Source organism: Micromonospora sp. CPCC 205539, from assembly GCF_036906815.1.
Taxonomy (GTDB): Bacteria; Actinomycetota; Actinomycetes; order Mycobacteriales; family Micromonosporaceae; genus Micromonospora.
This window is the reverse complement of sequence record NZ_JBAKHW010000023.1, coordinates 89,167-110,000: the sequence shown is the minus strand read 5'-3', so window position 1 is coordinate 110,000 and position 20,834 is coordinate 89,167. Positions and strand designations below refer to the sequence as shown.

Annotated in this window: 18 protein-coding genes and 1 tRNA gene; 9 read left to right on the top strand and 10 right to left on the bottom strand. The window is 70.5% G+C overall.

Annotated elements, in window-relative coordinates; genetic code table 11:
• On the bottom strand, positions 1–1,697 hold a 1,697-nt coding region (locus V6V47_RS21135; RefSeq protein WP_334630036.1), incomplete at its 3' end, for a hypothetical protein.
• 153 nt (positions 1,698–1,850) lie between these two features.
• Here V6V47_RS21135 and V6V47_RS21130 point away from each other — a divergent pair.
• From V6V47_RS21130 to V6V47_RS21110, 5 genes are all read left to right on the top strand, one after another.
• Positions 1,851–2,069, top strand: a complete 219-nt coding sequence (locus tag V6V47_RS21130; RefSeq protein ID WP_334630035.1) for a hypothetical protein — start codon at positions 1,851–1,853, stop codon at positions 2,067–2,069.
• The gene (locus V6V47_RS21125) at positions 2,066–2,692 is read left to right on the top strand and encodes a tetratricopeptide repeat protein (RefSeq protein WP_334630034.1); all 627 of its coding nucleotides are present in this window, start codon (positions 2,066–2,068) and stop codon (positions 2,690–2,692) included. The genes V6V47_RS21130 and V6V47_RS21125 overlap by 4 nt, the downstream gene beginning before the upstream one ends.
• A gap of 8 nt (positions 2,693–2,700) precedes the next feature.
• Positions 2,701–3,966 (top strand): glycosyltransferase, encoded by a 1,266-nt coding sequence (locus V6V47_RS21120; RefSeq protein ID WP_334630033.1) that lies wholly within the window; start codon positions 2,701–2,703, stop codon positions 3,964–3,966.
• A gap of 191 nt (positions 3,967–4,157) precedes the next feature.
• Positions 4,158–4,577 carry a DUF6086 family protein gene (locus V6V47_RS21115; protein WP_334630032.1) on the top strand — a complete coding sequence of 140 codons (420 nt, stop codon included), beginning with the start codon at positions 4,158–4,160 and terminating at the stop codon, positions 4,575–4,577.
• Positions 4,578–4,616: 39 nt separating this feature from the next.
• A complete protein-coding gene (locus V6V47_RS21110; protein ID WP_334630031.1) occupies positions 4,617–4,949 on the top strand; it encodes a DUF6331 family protein in 333 nt (110 codons plus the stop codon).
• A gap of 77 nt (positions 4,950–5,026) precedes the next feature.
• On the opposite strand, the gene V6V47_RS21105 is transcribed toward V6V47_RS21110, so the two are convergent.
• A tRNA-Thr gene (locus V6V47_RS21105) sits at positions 5,027–5,100 on the bottom strand.
• A 144-nt stretch (positions 5,101–5,244) separates the two neighbouring features.
• Here V6V47_RS21105 and V6V47_RS21100 point away from each other — a divergent pair.
• On the top strand, positions 5,245–6,999 hold the full coding sequence (locus V6V47_RS21100; RefSeq protein WP_334630030.1) for a metallophosphoesterase family protein: 1,755 nt from the start codon (positions 5,245–5,247) through the stop codon (positions 6,997–6,999).
• Between the two features lie 60 nt (positions 7,000–7,059).
• Here V6V47_RS21100 and V6V47_RS21095 read toward each other — a convergent pair whose 3' ends face one another.
• The 6 genes from V6V47_RS21095 to tmk form a co-directional block, all read right to left on the bottom strand.
• Complete coding sequence (locus V6V47_RS21095; RefSeq protein WP_334630029.1) at positions 7,060–7,899, bottom strand: PSP1 domain-containing protein; 840 nt, start codon at positions 7,897–7,899, stop codon at positions 7,060–7,062.
• A gap of 296 nt (positions 7,900–8,195) precedes the next feature.
• The gene (locus V6V47_RS21090) at positions 8,196–8,876 is read right to left on the bottom strand and encodes a hypothetical protein (RefSeq protein WP_334630028.1); all 681 of its coding nucleotides are present in this window, start codon (positions 8,874–8,876) and stop codon (positions 8,196–8,198) included.
• A complete protein-coding gene (locus V6V47_RS21085) occupies positions 8,876–9,181 on the bottom strand; it encodes a type VII secretion target (protein WP_334630027.1) in 306 nt (101 codons plus the stop codon). Before V6V47_RS21085 ends, V6V47_RS21090 begins: the two co-directional genes overlap by 1 nt.
• A gap of 1 nt (position 9,182) precedes the next feature.
• Positions 9,183–9,512, bottom strand: a complete 330-nt coding sequence (locus V6V47_RS21080; protein ID WP_306272971.1) for a YbaB/EbfC family nucleoid-associated protein — start codon at positions 9,510–9,512, stop codon at positions 9,183–9,185.
• 123 nt (positions 9,513–9,635) lie between these two features.
• The gene (locus tag V6V47_RS21075; RefSeq protein ID WP_334630026.1) at positions 9,636–10,904 is read right to left on the bottom strand and encodes a DNA polymerase III subunit delta'; all 1,269 of its coding nucleotides are present in this window, start codon (positions 10,902–10,904) and stop codon (positions 9,636–9,638) included.
• Positions 10,901–12,964, bottom strand: coding sequence for a dTMP kinase (gene tmk, locus V6V47_RS21070; protein ID WP_442934277.1), 2,064 nt, complete (start codon positions 12,962–12,964; stop codon positions 10,901–10,903). Before tmk ends, V6V47_RS21075 begins: the two co-directional genes overlap by 4 nt.
• A 343-nt stretch (positions 12,965–13,307) precedes the next feature.
• Here tmk and V6V47_RS21065 point away from each other — a divergent pair, with 343 nt between their 5' ends.
• Positions 13,308–14,513 carry an amino acid deaminase/aldolase gene (locus V6V47_RS21065; RefSeq protein WP_334630025.1) on the top strand — a complete coding sequence of 402 codons (1,206 nt, stop codon included), beginning with the start codon at positions 13,308–13,310 and terminating at the stop codon, positions 14,511–14,513.
• A 30-nt stretch (positions 14,514–14,543) separates the two neighbouring features.
• On the opposite strand, the gene V6V47_RS21060 is transcribed toward V6V47_RS21065, so the two are convergent.
• Entirely contained in the window at positions 14,544–15,140 is a 597-nt protein-coding gene (locus V6V47_RS21060; RefSeq protein ID WP_334630042.1) for a TetR/AcrR family transcriptional regulator, read from the bottom strand.
• Between the two features lie 223 nt (positions 15,141–15,363).
• On the opposite strand from V6V47_RS21060, the gene V6V47_RS21055 reads away from it, so the two are divergent.
• Together V6V47_RS21055 and V6V47_RS21050 are read left to right on the top strand one after the other, a co-directional pair.
• A complete protein-coding gene (locus tag V6V47_RS21055; RefSeq protein ID WP_334630024.1) occupies positions 15,364–16,680 on the top strand; it encodes a D-arabinono-1,4-lactone oxidase in 1,317 nt (438 codons plus the stop codon).
• Between the two features lie 200 nt (positions 16,681–16,880).
• A complete protein-coding gene (locus V6V47_RS21050; protein ID WP_334630023.1) occupies positions 16,881–17,765 on the top strand; it encodes a DUF559 domain-containing protein in 885 nt (294 codons plus the stop codon).
• Between the two features lie 92 nt (positions 17,766–17,857).
• Here the strand turns inward: V6V47_RS21050 and topA are convergent, their stop codons facing one another.
• Entirely contained in the window at positions 17,858–20,698 is a 2,841-nt protein-coding gene (topA, locus tag V6V47_RS21045; protein WP_334630022.1) for a type I DNA topoisomerase, read from the bottom strand.
• Positions 20,699–20,834: the final 136 nt, after the last annotated feature.

Genomic DNA, 20,834 nt, shown 5'->3' with positions numbered 1-20,834 from the left:
TCCAAGGCACCCAAGGCGAGGCCGGCACGCCGGGCGCTCAAGGCGCCCAGGGCGACACCGGCGCACAAGGCATCCAAGGCACCCAAGGCGACACCGGCGCACAAGGCGCTCAAGGCGCCCAGGGCGACACCGGCGCACAAGGCGCTCAAGGCGCCCAGGGCGACACCGGCGCACAAGGCGCTCAAGGCACGCAGGGCGACACCGGCGCACAAGGCGCTCAAGGCGAGGCCGGCACTCCAGGCGCCCAGGGCGTTCAGGGCGACACCGGCGCACAAGGCATCCAAGGCACGCAGGGCGACACCGGCGCACAAGGCGACATAGGCACGCAGGGAAGCCAAGGCGCCCAAGGCCTCCAAGGCACCCAAGGCGAGGCCGGCACGCCGGGCGCCCAGGGTGCGCAGGGCGACATCGGCGCACAAGGCGCTCAAGGCTTCCAAGGCACCCAAGGCAGCCAGGGCGACACCGGCGCACAAGGCCTCCAAGGCACGCAGGGCGACACCGGCGCTCAAGGCGACATAGGCACGCAGGGAAGCCAAGGCGCCCAAGGCCTCCAAGGCACCCAAGGCGAGGCCGGCACGCCGGGCGCCCAGGGTGCGCAGGGCGACATCGGCGCACAAGGCGCTCAAGGCTTCCAAGGCACCCAAGGCAGCCAGGGCGACACCGGCGCACAAGGCCTCCAAGGCACGCAGGGCGACACCGGCGCTCAAGGCGACATAGGCACGCAGGGAAGCCAAGGCGCCCAAGGCCTCCAAGGCACCCAAGGCGAGGCCGGCACGCCGGGCGCCCAGGGTGCGCAGGGCGACATCGGCGCACAAGGCGCTCAAGGCGAGGCCGGCACTCCAGGCGCCCAGGGCGCACAAGGCGCCCAAGGCGCCCAAGGCCTCCAAGGCACCCAAGGCGAGGCCGGCACTCCGGGCGCTCAAGGCGCCCAGGGCGACACCGGCGCACAAGGCATCCAAGGCACGCAGGGCGACATCGGCGCACAAGGCGCTCAAGGCGAGGCCGGCACTCCAGGCGCCCAGGGCGCCCAAGGCGACACCGGCGCACAAGGCGCTCAAGGCCTCCAAGGCACCCAAGGCGACGCCGGCACGCCGGGCGCCCAAGGCGCCCAGGGCGCCCAGGGCGACATCGGCGCACAAGGCGCTCAAGGCGAGGCCGGCACTCCAGGCGCCCAGGGCGTTCAGGGCGACACCGGCGCACAAGGCATCCAAGGCGCGCAGGGTGACACCGGCGCTCAAGGCGACATAGGCTCGCAGGGAAGTCAAGGCGCCCAAGGCCTCCAAGGCACTCAAGGCGAGGCCGGCACGCCGGGCGCCCAGGGCGCCCAGGGCGCCCAGGGCGACACCGGCGCTCAAGGCACGCAGGGCGACACCGGCGCACAAGGTGCTCAAGGCCTCCAAGGCACCCAAGGCGAGGCCGGCACGCCGGGCGCCCAAGGCGCCCAGGGCGACACCGGCGCTCAAGGCATCCAAGGCACGCAGGGCGACACCGGCGCACAAGGCGCTCAAGGCTTCCAAGGCACCCAAGGCAGCCAGGGCGACACCGGCGCTCAAGGTGCTCAGGGAGACACCGGCGCACAAGGCGACATAGGCGCTCAGGGAATCCAAGGTGCCCAAGGTTTCCAGGGCGCCCAAGGCCAGACCGGAGCCCAAGGTGCGCAGGGAATCCAGGGACCACAGGGTGACACGGGCGCTCAAGGTGCGCAGGGCCCGCAGGGTTTGCCGGCCAACGGTATTCAGTCCGCTTACATTCAGGGCCCACTTACCGTGATTGCGGACACTCCCGTCAATTTCGGATGTGTGCCCGGAGACATTGCCGTCGGAACCGGATATCAGCTCTCGGGTGCGGGCGTGAACCCGGTGCTGATCCAGCCACTCTCGACCAGTGGCTATCAGTTCACCTTCACCGGCGGAGGTGCCGACATCTGGGTGTCCTGCATCTCTCTCACCACACCGGTGGCGTTAACGGCTCCGGACAACGCGTCGGGCCGGGCGACGGCCAACAGTAGCAACGCCAACCGGCCGAACAGCGAGTCGGACCGCCCCGTTACCGTCAAGGAGAAGGAATGAACGTGCGTCAGATATTCGGGTCACTCGCGTGTGGTGCGGTCCTGCTGACGGGAGTCGCGGCATGCAGCGATAAGTCTCCTGAGAAGGCAGAGACCAGCAAGTCCGGCACCAGCGACAAGGCGAACGGCGGCACCGACACCGCAGCCGCACCGGCGGATTTGCTGAAGCTCGGCGTCGAGCAGGGCCAAGCCGGCAACTTTGACGAGGCGAAGGCCACCTTCGATAAGGTGGTGGCCGCCGAGTCCAACAACAAGTTCGCCTGGTTCAACCTGGGCTTCATCGCCCAGTCGCGCAACCAGGCCGACGAGGCGATCAGCAACTACGATAAGGCTTTGGCCGCCGACGCCACCTACAAGCCGGCCCTCTACAACAAGGCCATTGTTTTGGAAAGTAAGGAACCGACGACGTCGATGGACATCTACCGCAAGGTTGTGTCGATCGACAACAAGTCGTCAACCGCCTACCTTCGACTGGGCCTACTACTGTCCCAATCGGGTGACGACGCAGCAGCGCGGGACGCCTTCAAGGCGGCGATCCGGCTCGACAAGAAGCTCACCTCATCCGTCCCGGCGAAGTACCGTGCGGTCCCGGCCGCTTCGTCATCGGCTCGGACGGGTAGGTGAGTGGATCAATGCACACACCGCGCGTAACGGTCTTCACCGGAAGCAACCGCACCCGTTTTATCGACGAATGTTTCCGATCATTGGTCGCGCAGACCTTCACTGACTGGGAATGGGTGGTCGTTCTCAACCAGGGGTCTCGTTGGCGGCCCGAGATGCACGACGATCGGATCCGGCTCATCGTCCAGGACAGCCTGAGCGGCGTTGGCGCCGTGAAGAGGCACGCCTGCGCCGAGGCTGCCGGGGACATCTTGGTCGAGCTGGACGACGACGATCTGCTCAGCAGCGACTGTCTGCAAGAAATCGTCGACGCCTTCGATTCCAACCCGGAGGCGGGGTTCGTCTACAGCGACACAGCGCAGATCCAGGAGGACGGGGGCCGCTGCGAAGACCGTTTCGCGAGTGCATTCGGCTGGCGGCACTACGACGAGAAGGTGGACGGCCGCGAGGTGTTGGTCTGCCGGGCGTTGCCGCCGACGCCACATAATGTGAGCTACATCTGGTACGCACCGAACCACGTCCGGGCCTTTCGCCGGGACATCTATGAGAAGGTCGGCGGATACGACGCGTCGCTCGACGTGGCGGACGACGCCGATCTCATGGCTCGGATCTACCAGGTGAGCGAGTTTCACCACATTCAGAAATGCCTGTACCTGCAGCGTATGCATGCCAAGAACACGCAGCGCATCCCGGATGTCAACGCCCGCATCCAACAGCGCACTGTAGAGATCTACGACCGGAGCATTCAACAGAATGCACTGGCCTGGTCACGGCGACAAGGGCTCTTGGCACTCGACCTCGGCGCGGCCCACAACAAGCCGGAGGGGTATCTGGGTCTGGACTACCACGACGGGTTGGGCGTCGACATGGTCTGCGACGTGACCAAGGGCGTTGACCTGCCGGACAACAGCGTCGGGGTCATTCGGGCGGCGGATTTCCTGGAACACGTTCCGGACAAGATCGCCATGTTCAACGAGTTGTACCGGCTCCTCGCGCCGAACGGAATGCTGCTCTCTCTGACACCCAGCACCGACGGTCGGGGCGCCTACCAGGACCCGACGCATGTCGCGTTCTACAACGAAAACTCGTTCTGGTATTTCACGGACGCCAAATATTCCCGATTCGTACCTGAAATCAAATGCCGATTCCAGGCGTCGAGGCTGGTCACATACTTCCCAAGCGAATGGCACAAAACGCACAACATTCCGTACGTCTCCGCGAACCTCATCGCGATCAAGGACGACGCCCTACGCAACGGTGGCCTGCTGAACATATGACTATCGGGCGGGGCAGCCGGTGTCCCGGTTCGACGAACGTTCGATCACCGGCACGATGAGTTGGTCGGGCCCAGTGGTCAGTCGTGCGTCGAGGGCGCGCAGGGCCGCCAGGGTTTCCGTGACGCCGGGGGCAGGCGGCCCCACAGCCCCCGGCACCGAGCACCGGGGACACCACCCGCGATCATCGGGATATGAGTCAGTACTTCCAGGCGGGCGACCTCGTCCTGTGGAACCCTTCCAATCGAGTGGCCGAGTTGTTCGTCCGCACCAGCAAGGCAGTCGCTGAGCTGGTTGACGTGCCGACCGGGATCGGCCCGATGCGGGCAGACGACTACGAGGTTGACCTCGACGTGTTCGTCGGCTTCGTGGATGCGCTGGTCGCGCAGTACCTGTCCTCAAGCCACACGATTCTCAGGTCCCTGCTGGAAGGATTCACCGCCACCGCGCTCGTCATGGTTGACCGGGCGGGCCGAAACGTACCCTCGCTCCGGGCCACCGCCACGCTGGATACGAGGGACGTCTCCGTGGGCTCAGGAGGGATCGGCGCGCTGGGCGACCCCGATCGACTGCACGAGCTCGTCAGCAAGCACGCCGCAGCCATGCCATGTTGACCACACGTATGCCGGGCCATGACAAGTGAGGGTGACGAGATGGCAGACGTGTCGGTCGAAATACCATCGCCTCTGAGCAAGAGCATCATCTTTTGCGAGGTCGAGTGCGTCCGTGGGTGCTGCGGGATCGACGCCGTCTCTACCGATCCCGCCCTCATCGAGGCGTGGTGCCGTCAGGTCGGGTTCAGCGCGGTGGTCGAGGCTCGGCTTCAACTCGCCGAGCTGATCGAGGTGGTCAAGGACCCCTCGCACCGCGTCACGTCGACATTCCTGAATCACCGCACGCACGACCACGCCGCCCGGTGTCAGTTGCTGGACTTCCTGGCCGCCTTCGAAGCCGGACTAGCGGCCGGCGATACGTCGTGTGCGTGAGCGGGGATCGGCACCGGCGGTGTGGTTGACCTCGGGAAACGGCGAAGCCCAGGTCATTGACCTGGGCTTCCGTGCCGAGCCGCCTGACGGAATCGAACCGTCGACCTACGCATTACGAGTGCGTCGCTCTAGCCGACTGAGCTAAGGCGGCAACGATCAGCAAGTGTACGGCACCCCGCAGCCACCGGCCGAACGGGATACCCCCTGCCGGCCCGGCGTCACCGACCAGGACAAACGCCGCTAGTTGCACCTTGCCGGACGACAGATCATCGAGGGCGGGACTACGCTGCGGCGGGTGAGCGACGATCACGCCCCCCTCGACGACCCCGATCACCAGGACCCGGCAGCCGGGCACCCCAACGGGGAGCGGGCCGCTCGCCGGCCTCGCACCACCGACCCGGTGGAGCTTGGCTTCACGCCGCGCAAACCGGTGCCGTGGCTGGCCCCGTTCCTGCTGATCAGCACCGGCATCCGTACGTTGCTGGCGATGCTCTTCGGGGCGTACCTGGACAAGCGCGAGCTGCAGAACGCGTTCGGCGACGGCATCTTCCGCCAGGTCGGGGAGGACGGCGGGCTCTGGCTCGACTACGTGGCCGACCTGGGTGACGGCTTCAACGCCACCTACTCGGTGGCGTACCTGCTGGCCCAGCCGGAGCTGACGGTGGACGGGCACCGGCTGCCCCGGGCGCAGACCCTCGTGATGGGGGGCGACCAGGTGTACCCGTCGGCGGCCTACGCCTCGTACGAGGATCGGTGCAAGGGCCCGTACCAGGCCGCCCTGCCGGTGGCCCCACCGCAGCAGCAGCCCACCCTCTACGCGGTGCCCGGCAACCACGACTGGTACGACGGTCTGACCGCCTTCCTGCGGCTGTTCGTCCGCTCCCGGGACCGGCACTTCGGCGGTTGGGGCACCGGGCAGTCCCGGTCGTACTTCGCCGTGGAGTTGCCGGCCGGCTGGTGGCTGCTCGGGGTGGACGACCAGTCCGGCTCGTATCTGGACGACCCTCAGTTGGCCTACTTCGACGAGGTGGCGCGACGGCTCGGCCCGGAGTCGAAGGTGATCCTCGCGGCACCGTCGCCGACCTGGATCAAGGCCGCCGAACAACCGGAGGCGTACGACTCGATCGACTACTTCATCCGCACGATCATCGCCCCCACCGGGGCCCAGGTCCGGCTGCTGCTCTCGGGCGACCTGCACCACTACGCCCGCTACGCCGCGGCGGACCGCCAGTTGATCACCTGCGGCGGTGGAGGCGCCTACCTCTACCCCACGCACAAGCTGCCGGAACGCATCGAGGTGCCGCCGCAGGACACCCTGGCCCGGCGGGCCAGCCGCACCGAGTCGTACGACCTGGCGGCTCGCTATCCGGACGCGGCCCGCTCCCGCCGCTACGGCTGGGGCATCTTCCCCCGGCTGCCGTTCCGCAATCCGGGCTTCACCACACTGCTCGGCACCCTGCACGCGCTGCTGATGCTGGCCATGGCGGGGACGGTGGCGAACTGGGCAGACACCACCGCGCAGCGGCTCGTCACCGTACCGCTGGTGGTGCTGGTGCTGGTGACCGTGGTGGCGGCGGCCTTGTTCGCCAAGCCACCCAGCGCGAGTGGCAAGCGGCACGCGCGGCACTGGATCCTCGGTGTCAGCCACGGTCTGGCGCACGTCGGGCTGGCCGCCGCCGGCACCTGGGCCTGGTTGGCGCTGCCGTTCTACGACTGGCCGTGGCCACTCCCGGCGGTCGCCGCGGCGGTCGTCTACGGCCCGGTGAGCGGCCTGGTGGCCAGCCAGTTGGTGGCGGCGTATCTGCTGGTCGCGGGAGCCTTCGGGGTGAACACCAACGAACTGTTCGCCGGCCAGGGCATCGAGGACTCCAAGGCGTTCCTCCGGCTGCGCATCGACCCGGACGGCACGCTGACCATCTACCCGGTGGCGGTGGACCGGGTGAGCCGCGACTGGCAGGTCAACCCCGACCAGTCCCCCACAGCAAGCTGGCTGACCCCCAAGAATCCCCTAACCCCGCACCTGGCCGAGGCTCCGATCACCCTCACCTGACCCCATCGCCGGGTGATCAAGAGGCGAAGGGGCGGGGGCGGGGGCGGGGGGCCGGGGGGGTCAGGGGGTGTAGTGCTGGTCGTGGGCTTGGCGGGGGGCGCACACCGATGCTCGGGAGCAGGAGCAGCGGGAGCCGTCCGCGTCCAGCCGGACCGTCACCGCGTCCCGGGGGACGCTGTGGCCGACCACCCGGCCGTCGCCCTCCGGCGTCGAGACCCGACTGCCGACGGCCGGGGCGGTCTCCTGGAACCGCTGGTAGAGCGGGTGCTCGTACTTCAGGCAGCACATCAGCCGGCCGCACGCGCCGGAGATGCGCAGCGGATTGAGCGGCAGGTCCTGGTCCTTGGCCATCCGGATGGTCACCGGCTCGAAGTCGGTGAGGAACGTCGCGCAGCAGAGGTCGCGGCCGCAGGAGCCGATGCCGCCCTGCACCCGCGCCGAGTCCCGGGCGGACAACTGCCGCAGCTCGACCCGGCAGTGCAGGGTGGCACCCAGGTCGCGGACCAGCGAGCGGAAGTCGACCCGGTGCGGGGCGGTGAAGTAGACGGTGCTGCGCTCACCGCCGCTCTCGGCGGAGCCGAGGACGTGGTCGATGGCCACCACCTTCATCGGCAGGCCGTGTGCACGGATCAGCCGCTTCGCGGCCACCTTGGCCTCGGCCTTACGCCGGCGCAGCGACTCGTCCTTGCGCAGGTCGTCGTCGCCGGCCAGCCCCACCAGCCGGGGGAAGCCGTCGGTCTCCTCGGTCACCCACTGCGCGGCCCAGACGCACTCGGCCACCTCGGGCCCGTCGTCGGTCGGCACCAGCACCTTGTCGCCGACCTCCGGGCGGAACTCGCCCGGGTCGAGGTAGTAGAGGCGCCCGTACCGGTTGAAGCTGACCGCGCAGAGCATGCCCATGCCCCCACCCTACGACGGGCCACCGCGCCGCGCCGCGTCGCCGTCGCCGGACGACTACGCCCCGCTGCCATTCATGAACGTCGACTTGACCGATTGCCGGGCCACCCCTCGTGCCGTTACGCCTCGCCCGGACGGTTGAATCCGGGCCGCGGGTGAGGACAAACGCGCCTGGGCGGCGTTGAGTGGAGGCAGACCTGCGGGGGGTGCAGGGGGAAGACCACGGCGTCGCCGCCGGGTGCCGGCTCAAGCCAGCGCCCGCGTGTGCGACGCCGTGGCCTGTCCGGTAGGGGGCCGGGTTACCAGCCGACCCGGGTGGGCTGGTTGTGTCGGGGTCGACCGTCCACGGCGGGCCGCCAGACGGACTCGGCCAGGCTCGGCGCCCACTGGCGCAGCAGCGTCTCGGCGCCGTCGTACGCGACGCAGAGCACCGCCAACACCCGCGCGGCGATCTCGGCCGCGTCAGCCACGCCGGGGCCGACCGGGCCGGGCCGGGGCGACGTGCCGGCCGCGGTGGTGGCGACCACGGTGACCGCCTCGGCCGAACGGAGCACGTCGGCCAGTGTCCGGGCCAGGGCGAGGCGGCTGCCCTCCACCCAGTCGGCGAGCGCGTCGGCGTAGCCGGCGGTGGATTCCAGCCGCCCGACGAGGCTGTCGGGACCCTCGTCGAGGTGGCGCAGGAGCGTCGCCCGCTCCTGCCCGTACGCCGAGGCGGCAGGACCGGACCATAGCACCGGGTCGGTCAGCGCGGCCGACACGTCGTCGTACCCCCGGACGAGCCGGCGCACCGCGTGCCCGGCGCCGGCCAGCGGCGCCGGATGCAGGTCGAGGAAGCCACGGACCGCGTCGCCGGGTAGCACCTGCATCCGGCGCAGCAGCGGCCAGACCCGGTGGCCTTCGGGAACACCGGCGGCGAGCAGCGTGTCCACCCGGCGCAGCAGGTTGAGGCCGGGTTCGGCGAGCCGGTCCAGGGGATCCATCACGCCTCCCCGGTGAGCCGCCGACGGGCCGCTCGATCGACCTCGCCGTAGCGGTCGGCGGCCTCGCGCACCGCCGCTGCGGCGGCGGTCAGCCGGCCGGCGGCGGCCCGCGCCTCGCGGGCCCGGTCGTCGGTGGCGGCGGTCCACTGTCGGTGCAACGCTCGGCCGATCTCGCCGGGACGGCCCGGAGCGTCCGCCCCGAACGCGACCTGAGCCGGGTCGCTGGCGGTGACCGTGTGGGACAGGGTGGTGAGCGTGGCGCTCGCCTCGTCGAGCCGGGCGGCGAGCGCGCGCAGTGTGTCCATCTCAGGCCCCCGCGAGCGGTCGGTAGGCGGCGAACGTCTCGTTGTGCAGCTTTTCCCGGGCCCACTCGGCGGCGTCGGCCGCCGCGGTGACCGCGGCCTGCACCGAGCCGGCCACATCCCGTGGGCTGCGGCTGTGCAGCGGCCCGAGGAACCGGACGTCGGTGATGCGGCCACCAGCGGTGACCACCACCTCGACCAGCCCGTCCGGTGAACGGACGGTGACCTCGACGGTCGCCACCGCCTGGTCGAACTCGGCCTGGAGCGACTCGATCCGGCGGTAGCGCCGCACCGCCTCCTCGATCCAGGCTTCGTCGATCTCCCCCCGCGGCATCGGCGACTCCTCCCGGGTGACCCATCACTGAGCGTGCCGCCACCGTTACCACGGCACACCGGACCGTACCGCACGGCAATCGGGCATGTCGATGCCTGTGGACAACCGCCCCGGAGCTGCGGGTCAGCCCTTCCAGAGGGCGAGCATCATCGCCTCCACCGCGATCCGCGGCTTGACGTTCGCCTCGATCGCCACCCGGCAGGCGAGCACGGCCTCCAGCCTGCGCAGCGCCCCCTCTGCGTCCCACTTCTGCGCCCCGGCCCCGGCCAGCGCCGCGGTGTCGGTGTGCACCGGTGCGACGGGTGCGCGTAGCGCCATGGTGAGCGCGTCCCGGTAGAAGCCGGCCAGATCGACCAGCGCCCGGTCCAGAGCGTCCCGTTGGGCCCGGGTGGCCCGGGACTTCTGCCGCTTCTCCAGCTCCTTCAGCTGACCGGCGGCGCCCCGCATCGCGCCGGCAGCGCCCCGGCCGGTGCCGCCCGCGCCGAGCGCGGTCTCCAGCGCCGCCCGTTCGGTCGTGTCGGCCTCGGCGACCGACGCCTCGGCCTCCGCCTCGGCGGCCTCGATCAGCGCCGACGCCGCGTCGAACGCCGCGCCCACACCGGACAGCCGGCGAGGCACGGCGAGCACCGCCTCGCGCCGGTTGCGGGCCTCCGGGTCGCGGGCCAGCCGGCGGGCCCGCCCCACGTGCCCCTGGGCGGCCGCCGCCGCCCACTGCGCCACGTCGGGCGCGATGCCGTCCCGCCGGACCAGCACCTCGGCCACCGCCGCGGCCGGCGGCTGTCGCAGGGGTACGACGCGACAGCGCGACCGGATGGTCACCGAGACGTCGTCGGGGTGGGTGGACGGGGCGCAGAGCAGGAAGACCGTACGCGGCGGAGGTTCCTCGATCGCCTTGAGCAGCGCGTTGCCGGCCGCCTCGGTGAGCCGGTCGGCGTCCTCGATGACCACCACCTGCCAGCGCCCGCCGGACGGGGTGCTGGCCGCGCGGAGCACCAGCGCGCGCATCTCACCGACACCGATGGAGAGCCCTTCCGGCACCACCAGCCGGACGTCGGCGTGGGTGCCGGCCCTCGTGGTGTGGCAGCCGGGGCACTCGCCGCAGCCGGTGCCGTGCACGCACTGCAGGGCTGCGGCGAAGGCCCGCGCGGCGACCGAGCGGCCGGAGCCGGGTGGCCCGGTGAAGATCCAGGCATGGGTCATCCCGGCGCCCGGATCGGCCCCGGGCGGCATGCTGTCACCGCCCGACGCCTCGGCCGTGCCGGCGGCGATCAGCGCGGGCGTCCGGTCGGCCGCGCCGGCACGCAGCACGGCTGCCGCCGCGGCAGCGGCCCGGCGCAGCGTGTCCACCGCCTCGTCCTGACCGACCAGGTCGGCGAAGACGTCCGGCGTCAAGTTCGGTGCTCCATCGCCACCAGCTCCGCGTCGGATAACTCGGGCTGCACCGACGTGTCCGGGCCCTGCGCCGGCCGGGGGTGCACGATGCCGCCCGGGGTGCCGAGCATCCCCTCGATGCGCCGGATCACCATTCCGGTGATCTCCTCGGCCGGGCGGGACGCGTCCAGCACCAGGTAGCGCTTGGGGTCGGCGGCGGCGAGGTCGAGGAAGGCGTACCGGACCCGCTCGTGGAAGGCGACCGACTCGGCCTCCAGCCGGTCGGCGCCCTGGTTGCGCGAGGCCACCCGGGACAGGCCGGTCTGCGGCTCGACGTCCAGCAGCACCACCAGGTCGGGCTTGAGCCCGCCGGTGGCCCAGGAGGAGAGCCAGGAGACCTCGTCGACTGGGAGCGTACGCCCGGCGCCCTGGTAGGCCAGGGACGAGTCGACGTACCGGTCACTGATCACCACGCCGCCCCGGACCAGCGCGGGCCGGACCACGGTGGCCACATGGTGCGCCCGGTCGGCGGCGTACAACAGCGCCTCGGCGCGCGGCGAGGGCGCCTGGTCGCCGGAGGTGTCCAGCACCAGCGATCGGATCCGCTGACCGACCGCGGTGGCCCCCGGCTCGCGGGTGACCACGACCTCGCGCCCCTGGCCGCGCAGCCGCTCGGCGAGCGCGGAGAGCTGGGTGGACTTGCCGGCGCCCTCGCCGCCCTCGAAGACCACGAAGAGCCCGGTGGAGACGAACGGCTCGGACGGCATCAGCGGCCGGCCCCGGATCGACCCCCAGAGGTCGGCGAGGACCGGGACACCCTTCTTGTCGTCCATCTGGCCGAACGCGCTGATGCCGGCGAAGATGCCGGCGGCACCGGCGGCGAGCAGCAGCAGTCGGGTCGACGAGATGGACAGGCCCAGGTCGGCGATCTCCAGCTCGCGTGAGCCACCGACGCCGGCGAGCAGGCTGCTCAGCGCGATGGCCAGGATCAGCACCAGTCGGGTGCCGATCTGCACCACGGCGAAGACCCGGCCGCGGACCTCGTCCTTGATCTCACCGCCGAGCAGGGTGGTGCCGGCCAGGAAGGCCATTCCGGCACCGGCGCCGACCAGCACCGCGCCGGCGATCGCCATGGACAGGTGGATGGCGAAGGCGAGGGTCATCACGGCGGCGCTGGCCAGCACGATGCTCATGCCGAACCAGCGTCGTCGGGACATCTCCTTGACGATCATCGGACCGAGGCCGATGCCGAGCGCCAGGCCGACGAAGATGGCGCCGAAGAGCAGCGAGAACGCGGCGTCACCGGCACCGAGTGAACTGGCGAAGAACTTCGCCGTGCCGATCACGATGCCGCCGCCGGCGAACGCGCCCAGGATGCCGAGGACCAGCCCGCGCACCAGCGGCGTCTGCCCGATGAACTGCCAGCCCTCCTTGAACTGGCGCAGCATGCTCTGCTCGGTGCGGTCGCCCTCAGCGGTCTGCCCCTGGCTGATCTCCTTGATCCCGAATGCCACCACCAGCGCGGTGGCCAGCCGGGAGAAGGAGTTGACCCAGAGTGCCAGTTGGGCCGGTTCGGCCCAGTCCGGGAAGTTGCCGCCGGTCACGCCCCGGACGCTGCGGTCCAGGCCGGCGCTGACCGCCGCGGCGAGCACCGGAGTCAGGCCGTACGTGGTGATCAGCGTGAGCTGGTTGGCCGCCTCCAGACGGGCGCGCGGGATCAGGTTGGGGACCGCGGCCTCCTTGGCCGGGATCCAGATCAGGGTGATCGACTCGATCAGGAAGGTGGCGACGGTCGCCCACAGGACCACCACGCCACCGCTGGCACCGGCCAGGGCCACCATCGGGATCGAGGCGAAGAGCACGAATCGGAGCAGGTCGCAGATGACCATCGTCCAGCGACGGTCGAACCGATCGGCGAGCACGCCGGCGACCGGGCCGAGCACCAGCGCGGGGAGCAGCCGGATGGCGATGACGGTGCCGAAGACCGCGCCCTGGGCGGTGCTGCCCTTTACCTGGGAGGCGGCGAAGACCGAGGTGGCCAGCAGGCCGAACCAGTCACCAAAGGAGGCCGCGCCGAGCACGAGCCAGAGCCGACGGAACGGCCGGATGCGCAGCACGGAGCGGATGGCGGCGTAGCCGGAGGCATCCACCTTGCCGCCGCTGGGCTGGTTGGCGGCGTTGCCGGACTGGTCGCCGGAGCGCGACTCGCCGCGCGACTCGCCGCTGTGCTGGCTTTCGATGGCCGTACCTCCACGTGCCGGCCCATCGCTGGGCACCTCCGGTGCAACACTCTAGACCGGGTGGGGAGCCACCCCACCGCGACATTCTCCTGCTCGCTGAGCCTAGGCCGCCGAAGGCACCGACCGCAGCCCGGACGTACGCGAGGGTATTTCGCATTCGTCGTCCGACAGTTAGCGTGCACACGTGGCCATCGAAAGCGACAAACTTCGCGAGCGCCTGGATAGGGCGACCGACCGCCTCGACCCGCCGTACGCCGTGGTCGATCTCACCGCCTTCGACGCCAACTCGGCCGCGCTGGCCGACCGCGCCGCCGGCAAACCGATCCGGCTCGCCAGCAAGTCGGTCCGCAGCCGGGCGCTGATCAGTCGGGCTCTCGCCCGGCCGGGCTGGCAGGGCGTGATGGGGTTCACTCTGCCCGAGGCGATCTGGCTGGTGCGCAACGAGGTGAGCGACGACGTGCTGGTGGCGTACCCGAGCGCGGACCGGGCGGCGCTCACCGAGCTGGCCGGCGACCCGACGTTGGCCGCCGCCATCACCCTCATGGTCGACAGCGTCGGGCAACTCGACCTGATCGACGCCGTACGGGCCCCCGGGCAGCGCGCCGAGCTGCGGGTCTGCCTCGACCTGGATGCCTCCTGGCGGCCGCTGCGCGGAGTGCACGTCGGCGTCCGCCGCTCACCGGTGCACAGCGCCGAGGCGGCCGGCGCGCTCGCCGCCACCATCGCCGGCCGAGCCGGCTTCCGGCTGGTCGGGCTCATGTCGTACGAGGCGCAGATCGCCGGCCTGGGCGACGCGCCGCCGGGGCAGGCGTTGCTGGCCGGCGCGATCAGGCTGGCCCAGCGCAGGTCGTACCGCGAGCTGCTGGCCCGCCGGGGCGCAGCGGTGGCCGCGGTACGCGAACACGCCGACCTGGAGTTCGTCAACGGCGGCGGCACCGGCAGCATGGCCGCGACCAGTGCCGATCCCGCGGTCACCGAGATCACGGCGGGATCCGGCCTGTACGGGCCGACGCTGTTCGACGCGTACCGTGCCTGGCGCCCGACCCCGGCGGCGTTCTTCGCCTGCGCGGTGGTCCGCCGGCCGACGCCGGAGCTGGTGACCGTGCTCGGCGGGGGTTGGATCGCCTCCGGTCAGGCCGCCGACAGTCGACTGCCCCGACCGTGGCTGCCGGCCGGCCTCAAGCTGGTGGGCACCGAGGGCGCCGGCGAGGTGCAGACCCCGCTGTCCGGCGCGGCGGCGGCCACCCTGAACGTCGGCGACCGGGTGTGGTTCCGGCATGCCAAGGCCGGTGAGCTGTGCGAACGGGTCAACGAGCTACACCTGATCGAGGGGGACACGATCGTGGCGACCGTGCCCACCTACCGGGGCGAGGGGCGGGCCTTTCTCTGACGCCGCCCCACCGCCCGGGTAACCCCCGGATCAGGCGGACTGGGTCGCCTCGGCCTGCTGGTCGGCGGCGCCCTCCCGGGCGTCGACCTGGCGGTGCAGGTACTCCCGGATCAGCGCCTTCGCCTCGACCAGCACCCGCTCGTCACCGTCGGACTTCCGACGGAACGCGAGCTTGATCAGCGCGTCGGCCGCCTCCACCGCGATCTCCAGGACGAAGCGCAGCTTCGGCACGTCGGTGAGCCCGAAGCGTTCGGTGAGCACCCGGGCCAACTGGTCGGCGATCACACCGTTGTTGTCCCGCTGCTCGTCGAGCAGGTGCAGGTCGACCACGTCGCCGAAGTGCAGGGTACGGAAGCCGGGAACCGTGCGGTGCATCGTGATGTACTCGTCGATCCCCGCGTCGACGCCGTCCCACCAGTGGGTCATCTCGTCGGAGGCGAACCGTTCGTCGAGCCGTTGCAGGTAGGACTCCATCGTGCGCAACGTCAACGCCTGCACGATCGCCCGCTTGTCCGGGAAGAACTGGTAGACCGACCCGATCGCCACCTCGGCGCGCTCGGCGAGCAGGGTGGTGGTCAGCCCTTCGTACCCCACCTCGTCGACGAGTTCGGCACAGGCGTCCAACATGCGCTGTACCCGCGCGACACTTCGACCCTGCACCGGTACGCGGCGCAGCGGCCCGGTCGTGGCGGCTGGTGTGGACACTCGCCACCCCCCTTCGACGGATGAACATATCTCCACGTCACGAGTCCGTGACTACCGGTACAACGAGCGGACCGGGATTGCGGTATTTACCAGGCACAACGTTCCTGATATGAAGTCACTTCATATTCATCTATGAGGAGCGCGCATGGTCGGCACCGCACCGCTCACCACCCCTTGGACCAACTGGGCTGGCAACCAGCGTGGCAGCGCCACCGCCATCCTGCGCCCCGGCTCGCCGGGCGATGTCGCCGAGGCCGTCAAGTCCGCCGCCGCGACCGGTGGTCGGATCCGGGTGGCCGGCAGCGGCCACTCGTTCACCGCCATCGCGCTCGCCGACGACCGGCGGATGGAGTTGTCCGCGCTGGACACGGCCGTCCACGTCGACACCGACCGCCGACTGGTCACCGTGCCCGCCGGGATGACCCTGAACGCGCTCAACGACCTGCTCGCCCGGCACGGCCTCGCGCTGCCCAACCTGGGCGACATCGACGCGCAGACGGTGGCCGGGGCGATCTCCACGGGCACCCACGGCACCGGTGCCGCCTACGGTTGCCTGTCCACCTTCGTCGAGGCCATCACCCTGGTCACCGGCACCGGCGAGGTGCTGCACTGCTCCGCCGACGAGAACCCGGACGTCTTCGCCGCCGCCCGCGTCTCACTCGGCGCGCTCGGGGTGCTGGTCGAGGTGACCCTGCGCTGCGTGGACGCGTTCGTGCTGCACGCACACGAACGCCCCGCCGGGCTGGCCGAGGTGCTCGGTGACCTGCCGACGCTGATCGGTGGTCACGACCACGTCGAGTTCTACTGGTTCCCGTACACCGAGCGGGTCCAGGTCAAGACCAACGACCGGGCACCCGCCGACGACCGGCCGCTGCCCCGGTGGCGCGGCTGGCTCGACGACGACTTCCTGGCCAACACCGTCTTCGCCGGAGCCTGCCGGATCGGTCGCGCGGTGCCGGCGCTGGCCCCGGGGATCAGCGCGGTCTCCGCACGCGCGCTCACCGAACGCCGGTACACCGGCCGCTCCGACCGGGTCTTCTGCACCCCGCGCCGGGTCCGCTTCGTGGAGATGGAGTACGGCCTGCCCCGCGAGGCGCTACCCGAGGCGCTGGGCGCGCTCCAGCGGATCGTGGACGGGCTGCCGTTCAAGGTGCTGTTCCCGGTGGAGGTGCGCTTCACCGCCGCCGACGACATCTGGCTGTCGCACGGCTACGGCCGCGACTCCGCGTACATCGCCGTGCACCAGTACGTCGGCATGCCGTACGAGCCGTACTTCCGGGCCTTCGAGGAGGTGGCCGCCGGGCTGGGCGGTCGCCCGCACTGGGGCAAGCTGCACTACCGCGACGCCGGGTCGCTGGCCACCGCGTACCCCCGCTTCGCCGACTTCCAGTCCCTGCGCGACCGGTTGGACCCCGACCGGGTCTTCACCAACCCCCACCTGACCCACATCCTCGGCGCCTGAGGCGCGGCTCTCCGCAGATCTTGGAAGAAAAATGCCCTCAGAGGGGCTGTTTGCTTCCAAGATCTGCGCGTTATCCACAGGGGAGGCGGGCAGGTTGGGCTGGTCGCCAGACTTTGGCGATGGGTTCACGTGTCGGGGCTTCACTGGCTGCGCTCGGGCAACCCCTCGCCGGTGCCGACCGCGATGCACTGTCTGCCCTGTTGTTTCGCCAGGACGCGGTGATCAGCCTCGGTCAGGCGATGATGTTCCTCTCCGCGAAGGCCATCCGGCATCGGGTCACCATCGGCCGCTGGCGGCAGGTTCACCGGGCGGTCTTCGTCACCCACAGCGGTCCGGTCAACGCGGACCAACGCCGGTGGATCGCCGTACTCGCCGCCGGCCCGACTGCGATGCTCGGTGGGCTGACCGCCGCGCAGGCCTGGGGCCTGGACCGATACGGCAGCCGCACAGTTCACCTCCTGCTGCCCGCTGCCCGTCGCAGAGATCAATTGCCACAGGGCGTTCTCGTGCACCGGACCACCTGCCTGCCCGAAGAGGACGTGCTCGACCTAGGACGGCCTCGTCGCACCATGCCAGCCCGATCGCTGGTTGACGCGGCGCAGTGGGCGACGACTGACGAGGAGGCCCGGGCGATGATCGCGGCCGGGTTCCAACAGCGGATGGTCAGCAGCGACGACCTGCATCGAGTGCTGGACCGGTTGCCCAGAGCCCGCCGGCGCAAGTTGATCCTGGAGACAGCCTCCGACGCCGCGGGTGGCGCGCACTCGCTTGCCGAACTGGATCTGGTCGGGCTGCTCCGTTCAGCCAGGCTCCCCGAGCCGGCCCTGCAGAAGGTCCGGTACGACGACGCCGGCCGACGCCGCTATCTGGACCTCTACTTCGATCACTGGCGTGTGCACGTCGAGGTCGACGGCGCACATCATCTCGATCCCCGCGCCGCCTGGGCCGATATGCGCCGACAGAACGACCTGTGGATCGAGGGTGACCGCGTGCTCCGATACCCCGCATGGGTGATCCGTGCCCACCCGGACGAGGTTCTCCGCCAGATCCGAGCGGCACTCCACGCGGCGGGATGGCCCGGCTGAGCGACCGCTCCCCGCAGATCTTGGAAGGAACTCGCCCCTGGAGGGGCAGTTATCTTCCAAGATCCGGTGGGAGGCAGCCCGGCCGCGCGGGACTACTCCGTGCTGGTCGCAGCCTTACGGGGGGCGGCCTTCTTCGCCGGAGCCTTCTTGGCCGCGGTGGTGGCCTTGGCCGTGGTGGTCTTCTTCGCGGCGGTGGACTTGGCAGCCGCGGCCGTCTTCTTGGTGGCCGTGGCCTTCTTCGCCGGAGCCTTCTTCGCCGCCGCCTTCTTCTTCGGCGCCGGACCCTTGGCCCGCTTCTCGGCCAGCATCTCCGAGGCTTCCTCGATGCTCAGCGCCTCCGGCGTCTGCCCGCGCCGCAGCGAGGCGTTGAACTCGCCGTCGGTGACGTACGGGCCGAAGCGGCCATCCTTGATCACCAGCGGCTTCTCGGTCGCCGGGTCGACGCCCATCTCCCGCAGAGGCGGAGCTGCCGCCCGCCGCCCACGGGCCTTCGGGGCGGCCAGCAGGGCCAGCGCCTCGTCCAGGCTGACCGTGAACATCTGGTCCTCGGACTCCAGCGAGCGGAACTCCTCGCCCTGCTTGACGTACGGGCCGTAGCGACCGTTGTTGGCGAAGACCTCCACGCCGTCCGGCGCGACACCGACCAGCCGGGGCAGGCTGAGCAGCTTGAGCGCCTCCTCCAGGGTCAGCGAATCCGGTGTCTGCGTCCGCAGCAGCGAGGACTTCCGCTCGCCGCTGGACACGTACGGACCGAACCGGCCGGACTTGAGCACGATTGGCTCGCCGGTGCCCGGGTCGTCGCCGAGCTTGCGCTCGCCGCTGCCGCCGAGGAACAGCTCGTGCACCTTCTCCGGGGTCAGCTCGTCCGGGGCGAGGCCCTCGGGGATCGGCGCCCGGTCGCCCTGAGGACCGCTCTCCTCGCCCTCGCCCGAGGCGGCGGGCGCGGGCGCCTCACCGCCGGGCAGCTCCCGTTGCAGGTACGGCCCGTAGCGGCCGACCCGGACGACGACCTCGCGGCCCTCGTCGTCGGTGAAGAGCGGGATGGAGTTGACGCTGCGCGCGTCGATGTCGCTGAGGTTCTCGGTGACCAGCTTCTTGAGCCCACCGGAGCGGGCGATGTCCTGGTCGCCGGCGCCGTTGGAGCTGCCGAAGTAGAACGCGGTGAGGAAGTCGACCGCGGCGTGGTCGCCGCCGGCGATCTCGTCCAGCTCGTTCTCCATGCTGGCGGTGAAGTCGTAGTCGATGAGCCGGGGGTAGTGCCGCTCCATCAGCCCGATCACCGCGAACGCCAGGAAGGTCGGGATCATCGCCTGACCGCGCTTGGTGACGTACCCACGGTCCTGGATCGTCTGCATGATCGACGCGTAGGTGGACGGGCGGCCGATGCCCAGCTCTTCCAGGGCCTTGACCAGCGACGCCTCGGTGTAGCGCGACGGCGGCTGGGTGTGGTGGCCCTGCGCGGCCAACTCGTCGGCGGTCAGCGGCTGGTCCTTGACCAGGGTGGGCAGCCGGCGCTCGGCGTCCTCGGCCTCGGCGTTCTCGTCGTCGCTGGACTCGACGTACGCACGCAGGAAGCCCGGGTCGGTGATGGTCTTGCCGGTGGCGCCGAAGTCGGCTTCCTCCTGGGCGGCGGACACCGCCCGGATGCGCACCGAGACGCTGGAGCCGACCGCGTCGGTCATCTGCGAGGCGATCGTCCGACGCCAGATCAGCTCGTAGAGCTTGAACTCCTCGGCGGACAGCTCCTTGGCCACCTCGCCCGGGGTGCGGAAGTTGTCCCCCGCCGGGCGGATCGCCTCGTGCGCCTCCTGCGCGTTCTTCACCTTGCCGGTGTAGCGGCGCGGCTCCGGCGGCACGCTGCGCTCGCCGTACAGCTCGACGATCTGCCGACGGGCCGCCGAGATGGCGGTCTCCGACAGGTTGACCGAGTCGGTACGCATATAGGTGATGTAGCCGTTCTCGTACAGCCGCTGCGCGGTGCGCATCGTCTGCTGCGACGAGAGGCGCAGCTTGCGGGCCGCCTCCTGCTGGAGGGTCGAGGTGATGAACGGCGCGTAGGGGCGGCGACGGTAGGGCTTCTCCTCGACCCGGGTGACCGTGAACGGCCGCCCGTCGAGCCGGGCCGCCAGCCCACGGGCGCCACTCTCGTCGAGGTGCACGACGCCGGCCCCGGCCTTCACCTTGCCGGTGGTCGGCTCGAAGTCCTTGCCGGTGGCGATCCGGTCGCCGTTCAGCGCGATCAGGGTGGCGTTGAACGCCCGCGGCCCCTCACCGGCGTTCGCCACGGCGAGGGTGGCCAAGATGTCCCAGTACTCGGCGGTGCGGAAGGCCATCCGCTGCCGTTCCCGCTCGACCACGATCCGGGTCGCCACCGACTGCACGCGGCCAGCCGAGAGCCTCGGCATGACCTTCTTCCACAGCACCGGGGAGACCTCGTAGCCGTACAGCCGGTCCAGGATGCGGCGGGCCTCCTGCGCGTCGACCAGGTCGCGGTCGATCTCGCGCGGATTGGCCACCGCTGCCTGGATCGCGGGCTTGGTGATCTCGTGGAACACCATCCGCTTGACCGGCACCTTGGGCTTGAGCGTCTCGACGAGGTGCCAGGCGATCGCCTCGCCCTCGCGGTCCTCATCCGTCGCCAGGAAGATCTCGTCGACCTCCTTGGCCAGCTTTACCAGCTTGCTGATCTGCTGCTTACGGTCGGCCGAGACGACGTAGAGCGCCTGGAAGCCGTTGTCCACGTCCACCCCGAGTCGGGCCCAGGGTTCCTTCTTGTATTTGGCCGGCACATCGGCGGCGTTGCGTGGCAGGTCGCGGACGTGACCGAAGCTGGCCTCCACGACGTACCCCGGGCCGAGGTAGCCCGAGATCGTCTTGGCCTTCGCCGGTGACTCGACGATGACCAGACGGGTGGTTCCAGCGTTGTTTGGCACGTCTCTCCCCGACCTCACTCCTGCTCGTGGCCTGCCGGCGCTCGAACAGCGACCGCCCTCGACCCCGCCGTCGCACCGGCGGTCCGGATGTCCAACGTAACGCGCCGCCCACGTTTCGGGTTTCGCGGGCGGCAAA

Excerpts from the sequence above, each read along its gene's own strand:
- V6V47_RS21125 (WP_334630034.1), top strand. The coding sequence starts at position 2,066 with ATGAACGTGCGTCAGATATTCGGGTCACTCGCGTGTGGTGCGGTCCTG.
- V6V47_RS21120 (WP_334630033.1), top strand. The coding sequence starts at position 2,701 with ATGCACACACCGCGCGTAACGGTCTTCACCGGAAGCAACCGCACCCGT.
- V6V47_RS21115 (WP_334630032.1), top strand. The coding sequence starts at position 4,158 with ATGAGTCAGTACTTCCAGGCGGGCGACCTCGTCCTGTGGAACCCTTCC.
- V6V47_RS21110 (WP_334630031.1), top strand. The coding sequence starts at position 4,617 with ATGGCAGACGTGTCGGTCGAAATACCATCGCCTCTGAGCAAGAGCATC.
- V6V47_RS21095 (WP_334630029.1), bottom strand. The coding sequence starts at position 7,899 with ATGGGCATGCTCTGCGCGGTCAGCTTCAACCGGTACGGGCGCCTCTAC.
- V6V47_RS21090 (WP_334630028.1), bottom strand. The coding sequence starts at position 8,876 with ATGGATCCCCTGGACCGGCTCGCCGAACCCGGCCTCAACCTGCTGCGC.
- V6V47_RS21085 (WP_334630027.1), bottom strand. The coding sequence starts at position 9,181 with ATGGACACACTGCGCGCGCTCGCCGCCCGGCTCGACGAGGCGAGCGCC.
- V6V47_RS21080 (WP_306272971.1), bottom strand. The coding sequence starts at position 9,512 with ATGCCGCGGGGGGAGATCGACGAAGCCTGGATCGAGGAGGCGGTGCGG.
- V6V47_RS21060 (WP_334630042.1), bottom strand. The coding sequence starts at position 15,140 with ATGTTGGACGCCTGTGCCGAACTCGTCGACGAGGTGGGGTACGAAGGG.
- V6V47_RS21055 (WP_334630024.1), top strand. The coding sequence starts at position 15,364 with ATGGTCGGCACCGCACCGCTCACCACCCCTTGGACCAACTGGGCTGGC.